This is a genomic window from Reyranella sp., from assembly GCF_052439685.1.
In the GTDB taxonomy this organism is placed as follows: Bacteria; Pseudomonadota; Alphaproteobacteria; order Reyranellales; family Reyranellaceae; genus Reyranella.
Window position 1 is genome coordinate 38,506 of the sequence record NZ_JBQVQG010000003.1, and the last position, 12,635, is coordinate 51,140.

14 protein-coding genes are annotated in these 12,635 nt (G+C 67.1%); 4 read left to right on the plus strand and 10 right to left on the minus strand.

Going from position 1 to position 12,635, the window contains the following annotated elements; translation table 11 throughout:
- Positions 1–6 precede the first annotated feature (6 nt).
- Positions 7–855: a metalloregulator ArsR/SmtB family transcription factor gene (locus tag ACT6UX_RS05710; protein WP_444774176.1), complete on the minus strand. Its 849-nt coding sequence runs from the start codon at positions 853–855 to the stop codon at positions 7–9.
- 97 nt (positions 856–952) lie between these two features.
- Between ACT6UX_RS05710 and arsB the strand changes: the two genes are divergently transcribed.
- Positions 953–1,996 (plus strand): ACR3 family arsenite efflux transporter, encoded by a 1,044-nt coding sequence (gene arsB, locus ACT6UX_RS05715; RefSeq protein WP_444774177.1) that lies wholly within the window; start codon positions 953–955, stop codon positions 1,994–1,996.
- 19 nt (positions 1,997–2,015) lie between these two features.
- Here the strand turns inward: arsB and ACT6UX_RS05720 are convergent, their stop codons facing one another.
- Positions 2,016–2,507: a hypothetical protein gene (locus tag ACT6UX_RS05720; protein ID WP_444774178.1), complete on the minus strand. Its 492-nt coding sequence runs from the start codon at positions 2,505–2,507 to the stop codon at positions 2,016–2,018.
- Positions 2,508–2,664: 157 nt separating this feature from the next.
- Between ACT6UX_RS05720 and ACT6UX_RS05725 the strand changes: the two genes are divergently transcribed.
- Positions 2,665–3,339 carry a nitroreductase gene (locus tag ACT6UX_RS05725; protein ID WP_444774179.1) on the plus strand — a complete coding sequence of 225 codons (675 nt, stop codon included), beginning with the start codon at positions 2,665–2,667 and terminating at the stop codon, positions 3,337–3,339.
- Positions 3,340–3,349: 10 nt separating this feature from the next.
- On the opposite strand, the gene ACT6UX_RS05730 is transcribed toward ACT6UX_RS05725, so the two are convergent.
- The 4 genes from ACT6UX_RS05730 to ACT6UX_RS05745 form a co-directional block, all read right to left on the minus strand.
- Entirely contained in the window at positions 3,350–3,850 is a 501-nt protein-coding gene (locus tag ACT6UX_RS05730; RefSeq protein ID WP_444774180.1) for a hypothetical protein, read from the minus strand.
- Between the two features lie 104 nt (positions 3,851–3,954).
- Positions 3,955–4,533 (minus strand): peroxidase-related enzyme, encoded by a 579-nt coding sequence (locus ACT6UX_RS05735; RefSeq protein WP_444774181.1) that lies wholly within the window; start codon positions 4,531–4,533, stop codon positions 3,955–3,957.
- A gap of 93 nt (positions 4,534–4,626) precedes the next feature.
- The gene (locus tag ACT6UX_RS05740) at positions 4,627–5,118 is read right to left on the minus strand and encodes a hypothetical protein (RefSeq protein WP_444774182.1); all 492 of its coding nucleotides are present in this window, start codon (positions 5,116–5,118) and stop codon (positions 4,627–4,629) included.
- A 72-nt stretch (positions 5,119–5,190) separates the two neighbouring features.
- On the minus strand, positions 5,191–5,718 hold the full coding sequence (locus ACT6UX_RS05745) for a hypothetical protein (protein WP_444774183.1): 528 nt from the start codon (positions 5,716–5,718) through the stop codon (positions 5,191–5,193).
- A 140-nt stretch (positions 5,719–5,858) separates the two neighbouring features.
- Here ACT6UX_RS05745 and ACT6UX_RS05750 point away from each other — a divergent pair, with 140 nt between their 5' ends.
- Positions 5,859–6,527, plus strand: a complete 669-nt coding sequence (locus ACT6UX_RS05750) for a response regulator (protein ID WP_444774184.1) — start codon at positions 5,859–5,861, stop codon at positions 6,525–6,527.
- Positions 6,524–7,939 (plus strand): sensor histidine kinase, encoded by a 1,416-nt coding sequence (locus ACT6UX_RS05755; RefSeq protein WP_444774185.1) that lies wholly within the window; start codon positions 6,524–6,526, stop codon positions 7,937–7,939. Before ACT6UX_RS05750 ends, ACT6UX_RS05755 begins: the two co-directional genes overlap by 4 nt.
- A 273-nt stretch (positions 7,940–8,212) precedes the next feature.
- Here the strand turns inward: ACT6UX_RS05755 and ACT6UX_RS05760 are convergent, their stop codons facing one another.
- The 4 genes from ACT6UX_RS05760 to ACT6UX_RS05775 form a co-directional block, all read right to left on the minus strand.
- Positions 8,213–8,998 carry an ABC transporter permease gene (locus ACT6UX_RS05760; RefSeq protein WP_444774186.1) on the minus strand — a complete coding sequence of 262 codons (786 nt, stop codon included), beginning with the start codon at positions 8,996–8,998 and terminating at the stop codon, positions 8,213–8,215.
- Entirely contained in the window at positions 8,988–9,965 is a 978-nt protein-coding gene (locus ACT6UX_RS05765; protein ID WP_444774187.1) for an ABC transporter permease, read from the minus strand. The genes ACT6UX_RS05760 and ACT6UX_RS05765 overlap by 11 nt, the downstream gene beginning before the upstream one ends.
- A gap of 135 nt (positions 9,966–10,100) precedes the next feature.
- Positions 10,101–12,152: a TonB-dependent receptor gene (locus ACT6UX_RS05770; protein WP_444774188.1), complete on the minus strand. Its 2,052-nt coding sequence runs from the start codon at positions 12,150–12,152 to the stop codon at positions 10,101–10,103.
- Positions 12,153–12,215: 63 nt separating this feature from the next.
- Complete coding sequence (locus ACT6UX_RS05775; RefSeq protein WP_444774189.1) at positions 12,216–12,602, minus strand: DUF2946 family protein; 387 nt, start codon at positions 12,600–12,602, stop codon at positions 12,216–12,218.
- Between the last annotated feature and the right edge of the window lie 33 nt (positions 12,603–12,635).

Here is a 12,635-nt window from a genome sequence, read left to right on the forward strand (position 1 = left end):
GCCCGCTCACGCGAGCGCTTTGGCGGAGTCGCCGATTTCGTCGAGGCGTTTCTTGAGCGCCATCCGGTCGAGCGATGGATAGGGCAGGTTGACGAAGATCTCGAGGCGCCGGCGGATCATGCCGTAGAGTTCGTTGATCATCGTGGCGCACTCCACCTCCGATCCCATGAATTTGGCGGGATCGGGCAGCGGCCAGGCGCCGGTGACGGGCCGCTCGCCGAAGTCGGGGCACTGCTGCCCATCCAGCACGTCGCACAGCGTGATGACGAAATCCATGCGTGGGGCGTTCGGCCCGGTGAACTCGTCCCACGACTTACAGCGCAGCCCCTCGACCTCGTGCCCGAGGGCGCGAAGCTTGGCGATCACCTCCGGCATCGGCTGCGCCGCCGGGTCGGAGCCAGCGGAGTAGGCGTTGAACCGGCCCTTGGCCACCTGCTCGAGGATGGCCTCGGCCATCAGCGATCGGGCGGAATTGTGCGTACACAGAAACAGGACGTTGAAGGCGGGAGTCATATGAACCTCGGGTGGATCGTCGGGCAGGAGCCGCGCCAGGTCGCCACAGAGGTCCGGTCGTCCGCCACAGCACGTCTCCGTCAGATAGCTGAAGAGCGCGCGCAAACCGGCGAAGCGGACCGCATAGATGATGTTGCGGCCCTGCCGGGTGGACTGGACGAGGCCGGACTGTTCGAGAGCGGCCAGATGGAACGACAGCGTCGAGGGCACCTGCCCAAGCGCGCTGGCGAGTTCGCCGGCCGCCATGCCGGACGCACCCCGGGTTGCCAGGATCCGCATCAGGTTGAGGCGGGTTTCCTGCGAAAGGGCACTGAATCCGGCGGCGGCGTCCGATGATTCCATACTTCTCGAATAGTCAAATTATGTGACATACGTATTACGCAGTTGGCCGTCAGGAGTCGATGGCGAACCTCGGCAGATCGATCCGGAGACGGCCCAGATGTCCCTTTTTGAACGCTATCTGACCCTGTGGGTCGCCCTGTGCATCGTCGTCGGCATCGCGCTGGGGCATTTCTTTCCCGCGCTCTTCCAGGCCGTGGGAGGGGCGGAGGCGGCCCACGTCAACCTGCCGGTCGCGGGGCTGATCTGGCTGATGATCATCCCGATGCTGATCAAGGTCGACTTCGCCGCCATCGCCGAGGTGCGTCGGCACTGGCGCGGCATCGGCGTGACGCTGTTCATCAACTGGGCGGTCAAGCCCTTCTCGATGGCCCTGCTGGCATGGCTGTTCGTCGGCCATCTGTTCAGGCCGTTTCTGCCGGCCGACCAGATCGAGAGCTACATCGCGGGGCTGATCCTGCTGGCCGCCGCGCCCTGCACCGCGATGGTGTTCGTGTGGAGCAACCTGTCGGACGGCGAGCCCGACTTCACGCTGACCCAGGTGGCGCTGAACGACACGATCATGCTGCTGGCCTTCGCGCCCATCGTCGGACTGCTGCTCGGCCTCTCCGCCATCGTCGTGCCGTGGCAGACCCTGCTGCTCTCCGTCGTGCTCTACATCCTGGTCCCCGTGGTGTTCGCCCAGTTGGTGCGTCGTGTGGCACTGGCGAAGGGCGGCCAAGCGGGGCTCGACCGGTTGCTGGCGCGGCTGCAGCCCGCCTCGCTCGTCGCGCTGCTGGCGACGCTCGTCCTGCTGTTCGGCTTCCAGGGCGAGCAGATCATCGCGCAGCCGCTGATCATCGCCCTGCTGGCCGTGCCGATCCTGATCCAGGTCTATTTCAACTCCGGCCTCGCCTATCTGCTCAACCGCGCGGCCGGCGAGGAGCACCGCATCGCCGCCCCCTCGGCGCTGATCGGCGCCAGCAACTTCTTCGAACTCGCGGTGGCCGCCGCCATCAGCCTGTTCGGCTTCTCCTCGGGAGCGGCGCTGGCTACCGTGGTCGGCGTCCTCATCGAAGTGCCGGTCATGCTGTCGGTGGTGAAGATCGTGAATGCCAGCAAGGGCTGGTACGAATCCGGCGCCGCGGTGTCGCGTCGCCGTTGAGGGACGCTGTTGAGAGACACTAAGGCTTCGAGCGCTTCCACGGAAAGAACAGCTGCATCGCAGGCTGGAGCAGACCCCTGCGCGGGAGAAAGAGGCTGGCGACGAGGGCGACGCCCATGCTTCCCAGCCACAGCCAGAAGCCCAAATCGTGACTCACGATGCGACCGCCTGTCCAGCCGTTCGAGTGGAGCTCGACCCGGAGGTGCCAGGGCGCGACCGCCAGACTCGCACCGCACCACAGCAGGCCCGCCCACCGCGCGCTCCGGCACCAGAGCGCGGCCCATCCCATGAAAAGCAGAATGTTCGCCCACCAGGTGAAGAAGCCGTATTCCCCGCCGGTATTGATTTCGGCAGGCCAGAGCAGGGCGCCGAACAACAAGGCTGCGAAGGCCGATTCGCATGTCAGTCGATCGTTGAAATGACAGAAGGCGGTTTGCGTCAGGCATGCCGCATAGAGGACGACGCTCAGGAACAGCAGAGGTCGGACGGCATCGACGGGTTTGGAGTCCATGACAGGTGTGCCGATCATCGTTCTGGCTTGACGTTAACGGACCCCCGTATTGCCCGCTAGGGTATGCGTTGCTCACTGCGGAACCGTCGCCGCACTCGCGGTTTCCCGATGAGCGACGGCTGCTATCCTCCGCCCGCGACAGGGAGCGTAGGAACAAATGGATTTTCAGGAACTGGTGCACAGCCGCCGCAGTACCCGCGGCTTCAAGGATCAGGCGATCCCGAAGTCGGTAATCGCCGAGATCATCGAGGACGCCAAGCGCGCGCCGTCGTCGATGAACAGCCAGCCGTGGCATGTCCATGTCCTCGCCGGCGCGCCGCTCGACGAGGTGCGTCGCCGCAATATGGAAGAGATGGTGGCGGGCAAGCCGTCGAAGCGAGACATCTTCACCCACGGCCCCTACGAGGGCGCCCATCGCGAGCGGCAGGTCGGCGTCGCCAAGCAGCTGTTCGCCGCCATGGGCATCGCGCGCGATGACAAGGCGATGCGCCAGGACTGGGTGCTGCGCGGTTTCCGCCAGTTCGACGCGCCGGTGTCGCTGGTGCTGACCTACGACCGCGTGCTCGATCCCGGCGCCACCTGCCACTTCGATCTCGGCGCGCTGTGCTACGGCATCGTGCTGGCGGCATGGGACCGCGGCATCGGTGCCGTCGTGAACGGCCAAGGCATCGCGCGCTCCGACATCGTGCGCGAGGTGGCGAGCATCCCCGACGACGAGGCGATCATGACCTGCGTCGCCTTGGGCTATCCCGACGAGACGTTCCCCGCCAACGCCGTGAAGTCGGAGCGCACGCCCGCCGAGGCGTTCGTGCGCTACGTCGGGTTCGACTGAAAGCGCGTCTCTAGCTCGAGGCGTTGCTCGTGCAGTTGGAGACGGCCTGGAGGACGGCCTCCATCGACTGGCCGGACAGGTCCCAGGTGTAGGTATTGCCGGCCAACGACACTTCGAGCCGCTTGGCCGCCATGAAGCGGTCGACGGTCGCATAGTCGAGCGGCACCGAAGCGCGATTCTTGTCGGCGGCGTTCGGGACGATCTGGATGGGCGGCTTGCCGTCGAAGCGGATCCGTAACGGCGTCTTGCCGCTGCCGTCGACGCCCGGCACGCTCATGAAATGCTGGCGGTCGGCAGTGAAGGCGATGCGCAGCATGCTGGCGCCGCTGCCCTTGCTGGCGGCACAGCGGTGGAACTTGCCGCCCTGGCTGATCTTGAGGATGGTGAAGGTGCCGACCTTGCCGACCTGCTGTTCGTGCCACTGCGCCGACGCGGTCGAAGCGAAGAAGACGACGGAAACGGCCGCGCAGAAGGCACTCGCGGCCTTCGGCGCATTTGCTCTGAAACGCATGGACTGACGATCTCCCCGAGTTCGTGCGCCCCGCACGCACGCCGGCCGACTCTACAAGGCGGCGAACCGGCCGACAACGATTGCAACCAGGAGGAACGCGCCCTTCATCCGCGGCCCATCGCGTAGAACTCGGGGTTCGGGCGCATGCTGGTGACGTTGGCCATGCGATTGGACAGGCCGAAGAAGGCGGCGATGGCGGCGATGTCCCAGACGTCTTCCTCGTCGAAGCCTTGCTTCTTCAGCATCTCCATGTCGTCGTCGCCGACCTGGTGGGCCGACTGGCTCACCTTCACGGCGAAGTCGAGCATGGCCTTCTGGCGCGCGGAGATGTCGGCCTTGCGATAGTTGATCGCGACTTGGTCGGCGATCAGCGGATCCTTGGCGCGGATGCGCAGGATCGCGCCGTGGGCGATCACGCAATATTGGCACTGGTTGAGGTTCGAGGTCGCCACCACGATCATCTCGCGCTCGGCCTTGCTGAGGTTGCCGGGCTTGTCCATCAGCGCGTCGTGATAGGCGAAGAAGGCGCGGAACTCGTCGGGGCGATGCGCCAGCACTAGGAAGACGTTGGGGATAAAGCCCGACTTCTCCTGCACCTTCTCGATGCGCGCGCGGATGTCAGCCGGCATGTCGGCGAGGGCGGGGACGGGGAAGCGGCTGATGGCGGGCGTCTTGGTGGACATATCGATCTCCGGAATTCTGCGTGCGCACGATGAGCACGCCTGTCTCCTCCTCTTCCTCGCCGCTGTCGAGAGGCTCGACGCCGCCTCTCTTCCTCACGCGACGGGTATCTCCCATTTCGGGTCGTCACGGTCGGCGGGCTTGCTCTTGCGAATGTGCCCGTCGAGTTCGATGTGCAGTTCCGAATAGCGTCCGTTGCGCTTGCCCAGCACCTCGAAGTGCTTGGGCTTGCGGCGCGGTTTCGCGGTCGGCTCGTAGCCCGCCGTCCGTGCGGCGCGCAGCACCACCTCAGGGTCTGCCGGACCATGATGATGTTCATGATGATGGTCGTCGTGGTGGGAATGATGATGAGGCTTGCCGTGCTCGATCGTCACGGTACGGCCGTCCAGGACGAGACGGAACACTTTCAGTTCGGAGGGTTTCATTTCACCCTCGAGCGAGACCGTGTCGCCGACGTTCAGGGCGACCCGGTCGAGCCCCTTCGGGGTGAGGTCGGCGAGAAGGGCGCCGTTTTTCGTCTGGACGACGAAGCGGTGCGAGAAGACGTGCAGGATCCTGCCTGAAACACTGACGTGACGGTCGGGCATTGCGAACTCCAGGACATGAGGGAGAGAGAAACGGCCCGAGCGAGTCCGGCTCGGGCCGCCAGGGGCGAAGGCTCAGCGCGGCGCGGGCGGCGGCGGCGGGCGACGGCCCGGACCGCGATCGGCTTCACGGCCGGGAGGCGGCGGGGGACCGAAGACCTCGCTGCGGCCGTCGGCGCGCGACAGGACCTGCGCGGCGACGAAGCCGCGATCGAAGCGGCCCTGCACCGAGACCTGCTCGCCCTTGGTTACGACGGCACGCTCGTCCCCGCGCGGTCCAAGATCAATCAGCATGCGGCCGCTATCGTCCTCAAGGATGAATTTGTTGCCGTAGATCTCCGCGACGCTGCCCTTCACCGCGATCACGTCGGCCGGCTGCAGCTTGGCGATCGCCACCGGCGCGATCAGCATCACGAGCTGTGGCTGTCGGGGCGCCGCGACCGGCGGCGGGGGCGGAGCGACACCGGCCGCCGGGGGCGATGGCGGGGTCTGGGCGCCGGCAATGCCGCCGATGCCGGCGAGCAGCAGCGCGCCCGCAGCGACGGCCACGGCCCTGCCGCGACTCCTGCGGGATGAGGATAGAACGATGGCGTTGGTGGTCATGATCGCCTCCTGTATGTGTTGCGATGCCGTCAACATAGGAGGCGCCCCTAAATGCACGCTGAACCCCGCAGTTCAGCCTGCGTTCAGCTTCGGTGGCCTAACTCGGAAGGCATGAGCCACTGGCCTGAAGCGGGAATGCCATGAAGGTCCTCCTCGTCGAAGACGACGCGCCGCTCGCCGAACTGATCGCGCGCGCGCTGCGCGCCGAGAACTTCGCCGTCGACATCGCGGCCGACGGGCTCGACGGTCAACATATGGGCGAGACCGAAGCCTATGACGTGGCCGTGCTCGATCTCGGTCTGCCCAAGATACCGGGCGCCACGGTACTGCGCGCCTGGCGCAAGGCCGGCCGCCAGCTGCCGGTGCTGATCCTGACGGCGCGTGGCGGCTGGACCGAGAAGGTCGACGGCTTCAAGGCCGGCGCCGACGACTATCTAACCAAGCCCTTCCGCGTCGAGGAGCTGATCATGCGCCTGCGCGCGCTGGTGCGGCGCTCGACCGGTCACGCGACGCCGCGCATCGAGTGCGGCCCGGTCTCCTTCGACGCGCAGACCGGCGTATTCGAACTCGACGGATTGCCGCTCAAGCTCACGGCGCTGGAATGGCGGGTGCTCGAATGCCTGATCCTGCGCAAGGACGTGGTGGTGGAGCGCGGCGATCTCACCGAGAAGGTCTATCAGGGCGATGTCGGCACGGATTCCAATTCCCTCGAGGTTATCGTCGCGCGCCTACGCCGCAAGATCGGCCGCGACGCGATCGAGACGGTGCGCGGCCGTGGCTATCGTCTGACCGCGGCGACGCCGCCGTGAAGGCCGACGCCTCGCTCGGCCGACGATTACTGCTCGGCGCCGCGGTGTTCGTCGTCCTGGCGCTGGCCATCGCCGCCATCGTCATCGGTTTCGTGGTGCATCGCTTCGTGCAGGGCCAGATTGACCAGCGCCTCGATACGCAAGTCAACTTCCTGGCCTCGACGGTGCGTGTCGCGGCGGACGGCGACCTCTCACTCGACGGCAGCGCCGACGGCCCGCCCTTCGATCGGCCGGGCCGCGGTTGGTACTGGCAGGTGAGCGGCCTGCGCAACCTGCTGCGATCGCGCGCGCTCGGCGACGATACGCTCGACGTCTCGGGCCTGCCGCTGCCCCCACCCCCTCCGCCGCCGCCTGATCGCACGGGATCGCCGCCACCGCCGCCACGCGCGGTACCGCCGCCGCGTCTGGCCGATGGACCCGGTCCGGGCGGCGAGGCACTGCATTACCGGATCCAGCATGTCGTGATCGATGGCGTGCCGGTCGAAATCGTCGCCACCGCACCGCGCGCCGCTGTGATGGGCCCGTTGCGCGAGGCGATGGTGACGCTCGGCCTGTCGCTGCTCGTGCTGGGGGCTGCGCTCCTGCTGGCCATCGTGCTGCAGGTGCGGCTGGGCCTGCGTCCGCTCGACCGGCTGCGCGGCGCCATCGCCGAGGTGCGTACCGGACGGAGGGCGACGGTGCCCGAGGAGCAGCCCGCGGAGGTGCGGCCGCTGGTCTCCGAGCTGAATGCGCTGCTGAAACAGAACGCCGCCAATCTGGAGCGTGCGCGTGCGCATGTCGCCAACCTGGCGCACGGGCTCAAGACGCCGTTGGCGACGCTCGGTGTCGCACTATCGGCCGGCGGCGACGGTGGCAGCGAGGACCGGCGGAAGCTCGCCGAACTCGTCGACCTGATGGAGCGGCGCATCCGCCATCACCTCGGTCGCGCGCGGGCCGCGGCGCTCGCCGGGCCGACGCGTTCGCAGACGCCGCTTGCCCCGGCGATCGCCGACCTGGGCAACGTTCTCGCCAAGGTTCACGCTGGGCGCGCCATCGCCTTCACCGCAGACATTCCGGGCGGACTGGCGGTGGCCTGTGAACCGCAGGATTTCGACGAGATCGCAGGCAACCTGCTCGACAACGCCTTCAAGTGGAGCACGACGTCGGTGACGGCGCGCGCCGTCGCCGAAGGGCGCTGGGTGCTGTTGCAGATCGATGACGATGGGCCGGGCCTGTCACCCGAACAGGTCACGCATCTGTTGAAGCCGGGACAGAGGCTCGACGAGACCGCGCCAGGATTTGGGTTCGGCCTGTCGATCACGCGCGAACTGGTCGACCTCTACGGCGGCAGCCTCAATTTCGCGACGGCGCCCCTCGGCGGCCTGTGCGTCAACCTTCGCCTGCCGAAGGCCGGTGCGGGGGCCGCGCCATGAACGAGGCCGACCGTTACGTGAAGGCATGGGGAGACCGGCGGGCCCGGGTCCTCATGATCGTCGCGCTGACGTCAGGCGCGTGTCTCAGCCTGTTCGTCTGGCATCGTCCGTGGGGCGCGGGCCTGTGCTTCCTCGGCGCGGCGCTCGGCACTTACGGCTATTTCGAGTTCCGTTGCCCGCGCTGCTGCGAGCGCTTCATGTCTTTTTCCCGACGCGAGATTCGGTTCGACCGCGCGAGCTGCCAAACCTGCGGCCTGCCGAAGAACGCCCTGCTCAGACCGAGTCCGCGACCAGCGCGACGCCGGCCGTCGTCATCACCAGAAATCCACCGGGGAACAGCCACATCCACCAAGCGTCGCGAAGATAGGGGCCGGCATGGGCCATGATATGGCCCCAACCCGGCGTCGTATGATCGGTCAGGCCGACGAACGAGAGCGTCGCCTCGGCCAGGACCGCTCCGCTGAACAGCACACCGACTAGCGACAAAGCGAGCGGCAGGATCGCGGGGAGCACATGGCGTAGCGCGATCTTCGCGCGCGAGACGCCGAGCGCCCGGGCGGCCGTGACATGCGGCTGGCCGCGCAGGCCGTAGGCGGCGGCGCGCACGACCCGGGCAACCATCGGCCAACTGCCGATCCCGAGCGCCAGGGCCGTCAGGACGTTGCCGGTGCCGAATAGGCCAACCATGACGATGGCCAGCAGCAGCGGCGGCACCGTCACCGTGAGTTCGGCACTGCGCATCACCAGATCGTCGGCGAGCCGTCCGCCGAATGCTGCTACGAGGCCGAGCGCGATGCCAAGGCCCATCGCGAGCGCGGTCGCGTATCCGCCGACCTCGAAGGAGACGCGTGCGCCCTGCGCCAGCAAGGCGAGCAGGTCGTGGCCGAGATCGTCGGTGCCGAATGGATGGGCGAGGCTCGGGGCGGCGAGCATCGGACCGACCGCGAGCTTGCCGAACAGTGGCGCCAGCACTGCCAGCAGCAACGGTGGCGCCAACAGGGCGAGCCCCCAGCGGGCGGCGTGGCGACTTGACGGGGCGAGTGGCGTTTCAGGCCGCATGGGCCGCTTCGTCGCGGTCGATCGCCATTCGCGGATCGAGGCGGTTCATCATCAGGTCGGTCGCGAGGTTGCCCAGCATCGCCACCGCGCAGACCGAGAGCGCGATGCCGAGCAGCAGCGGATGGTCGCGGTTGATCGCCGCCGAGACGATCAGCCGGCCGAGCCCCGGCAGGGCGAACACCGTCTCGACGGCGATGGCGCCCACGAAGGTCGCGCCGATGCGGCCACCCATAACGGCGAGCACCGGATGCAATGCGTTGACCAGCGCATGACGCCGCCGCGCTGCCGGGAAGCCGAGCCCCTTGGCGAGCGCGGTCGTCATGTAGGGCCGCGCGACTTCCGCCTGCAGCGCCGCGCGCAGGATCAGTGCCATCATCGCGAGCTGGTGGATTACCAGAGTGGTCACCGGCAGCACGAGATGGCGCAACCGGTCGCTCCAGCCCGGAGCCGCGAGGCGCGGATCGTCGAGACCCTGCACCGGGAACCAGCCGAGGTTCAGCGCGAACAGCAGCACCATCCCCTGGGCGATCCAGAAGGTCGGCATCATGTGACCGACCAGCGCCAGCATCGGCGCGAGCAGGTGCCGCTGCGCACCGGGCGGCCGCGTCGACAGGAGGCCGATCGCCCCACCCACCAGCAGCGACAGCAGGGCGGCCGGCAGTACGATCGAGAGGGTGGCGGGCAATCGTTCGAGGATCACGTCGGCGACCGGCGCCTTGTGTAGGTAGGAGCGGCCGAGATCGCCCGCCAGGACCGCACCCGCCCAGGCGAGGTAGCGCTCGCCCAGCGGCCGGTCGAGTCCGTAGCGGTTCTCGATCTCCTGCCGAATCTCGGCCGTCGCATATTCGCCGCTCAACGCCGTCACCGGACCGCCCGGCGCGAGATGGATCAGCAGGAAGGCGAGCGACCCCACCATGGCGAGCCCGACCGGCACCTGCAGGAGGCGCCGCAACAGATAGCGGCCCATCGCGACCCAGCCCCCGCCCTAGCGACGTACCGGTGATGCGGGAGAGGGAGCGAGGAGGAAGGAGGCGGACCAGGAAGAACTCATGCCGACCAGTCTAGTCGATGTCTGCCTGAAATCACCCGGCCCGCTCATCCCCTAGAACCGGGCCTTCAGGCCAGCGAAGATCGAGAAGGGTGTTCCCTGCTGCGGTGGCGCGAAGCCTGAATTGTCGGCGATATAGTAGGCGTTGAACAGGTTCTGGACGTCAACGAACGCCTCGACCCCCTTGAATCGGTAGCCCGCGGAAACGTCGAACACCGTGAAGCTGTCGAGCGGCATGGTGTTGGCGTTGTCGCCCCAGGACTGGCCTATCCAGCGGAAGCGGGCGGCCGCGCGCCAGCCGCGCGGATCGGCATAGCTGAGCGTTGCCGCCGCCTGCTGCGTCGGGATCCCCGCCTGCTCCTTGCCGATGCTCGCAGGGTCGTACTGGTTGTCGACGATGATCGAGCTGACGGTCGTGTAGTTTGCGTCGAGCTTGAGCCCGTCCATGATCTGCCAGGCGGCCTGCAACTCGATGCCCTGCACGACTGCCTTGCCGGCATTGATGTTCTGCGTGCCGAAGAAGAAGCCTGGTGGGAGCTGGGCGGCCGGGAGTGTTCGAAAGGTGATTAGGTTGGTGAGCTCCTGGTAGAAGGCCGTGAACTGACCGCTCACCTTGCCGAACTTGGCGTCGAAGCCTGCCTCGGCACCCTTCAGCCGCTCGGGCGTCAGTTGAGAGTTCGGAAGGAAGATGAGCGAGGTCGTGCTGAAGGCGCGGTAGAGATTGTCGAGGTTGGGCGCGCGGAAGGCGCTGTAGGCTGCGGCCCGGAGGGCGACATTCGGGGTCGCCTTCCACATCACCGACAGCCGGGGGTCAAAGCTGTTCTGCGAGCTGTTGGGCACGACGCCCTGCCCGCTGGGCAGGCCGTCGAAACCGTCGAAGTTTTGGTAGTTCTGGAACCGGGCGCTGAGAAGGACCTCGACCGAGTCGACCGGATAGATGTCGAGCTGGCCGAAGATGCCGAGGAAGCGCTGGCTGCCTGCGCCGATATCGGTGCGAATCTGGCTGCCCGCCTGATTCAGGATGTTGGCGGTGTCGGAGCCCGCGATCTGCTGGAAGTCGACTCCGATACTTGCCTGGCGCACCACATCGTTCACTCGCCCCGACAGTTGCGCCGAGGCACCGGTCGACCAGACGGGCGTGGTGAGGATGCCCTGTGTGTACTCGCCTTGTCCGAAGGCGGTACCAGCCGGCGTCGCGGTGGTGTTGCTGACGAGCCGGCTCTGCTCGTGGAAGGCGGTGACGGTGAGGTCGGCCCATCCCAGCTTCTTGGTCACGTTGCCAGCCAGGTCGTAGACCTGCTGGTTGTTGCTCAGCAGCGACGTGCGCAGGACCTGGTTCTCACTGAACACGTTGACCCTGAAATTGGCGCTTAGCGTGGGATCGGGGTCGAAATAGGCGGCAAACTGGCCGGTCAGCGCATTGAAGGAGGTTGGCACGAAGATCGGGCCGTAGGCCGGCTGAATCTGGTTGAAGCCCGCGGTGCCCCAAGCGTTGAAATTGGCCCTGACCTTGACCTCGTCCGACATCACGATATCGGCCGAGCCGTTGCCGCGATAGGTGCCGTAGCTTCCGCCGCCGCCGCTTGCTGTGTAGGTGCTCTTGTCACCCGGCTTGCGGGTGATGATGTTGACGACGCCGCCCATCGCATAGTTGCCCCACAGGGAGGCGCTGGCGCCGCGCACGACCTCCACGCGCTCGATGTTCTCCATCGGCACGCGACTCCACTGTACGTAGCCGAAGAACGGATCGTTGAGCGGCACGCCGTCCAGCATGACGAGGGCTCGAATGCCGCCCAGGCCGCGCATCGAGAACGAATTCCCGCCGGGATGGATCTGGTAGCTGGCGAGGAACGGCAGGTTGATGCCGACCGTCGTGCGCAGCACGTCGTCGAGGGCGTTGCCCGGCGTCTCCTCGATCTGCTCCTTCTCCACGACGGTGACGCTCATCGGCTGGTCTGCGACCGTGCGCTCCGATCGTGTCGCCGACACGACGACGGGCGGCAGGTCCATGGGAGCGGTTGGCGTCGGGTCTTGGGCACGGGCGAGTTCGGGCGAAAGCACGACGCCCAGGCAGGCGACGGCCGCCGCCTTGCGGATCGACAACATTGAGTTTCCTTCGATTGACAGGGTTCGGCGTGCGGCGGAGGCGCTGCGTGCCGTCGGACCGGATCAATCGAGGAGAGGCGGTGCTCGTGGCTGCTGGGGACCATCGCGAATCGCGCCGGTTGTCGGATGATGATGGTGCAACGCGACCGGGCCGGACTCGGACGCGCGGGCCACGAGGACGGGCGCGACTGTCGGGCCGATCAGGACGGGCGCATGCGCGAGGCCGAAGCAGCACTCGTGGACCTTGGCCGTCGGCCGATCCGACTGGTCGGATCGGCCTTCCGTCCCTGTCTGGCAGATCGCTTCCCAGAGGCCGGGGGTGGCCTCGGGTCCGCCCATCCGCAGCATCACCGCGTGGGAGAGCGGCTGCAGGATCGCCAGGGTCACCGCGAACAGCGCCGCCGCCAAGACGAAGGCGCGGATTCGTGACGGGGATTGCTCCGCGGACATTCGCGCAATTATGGCAATCGCGCCTGTATTCAC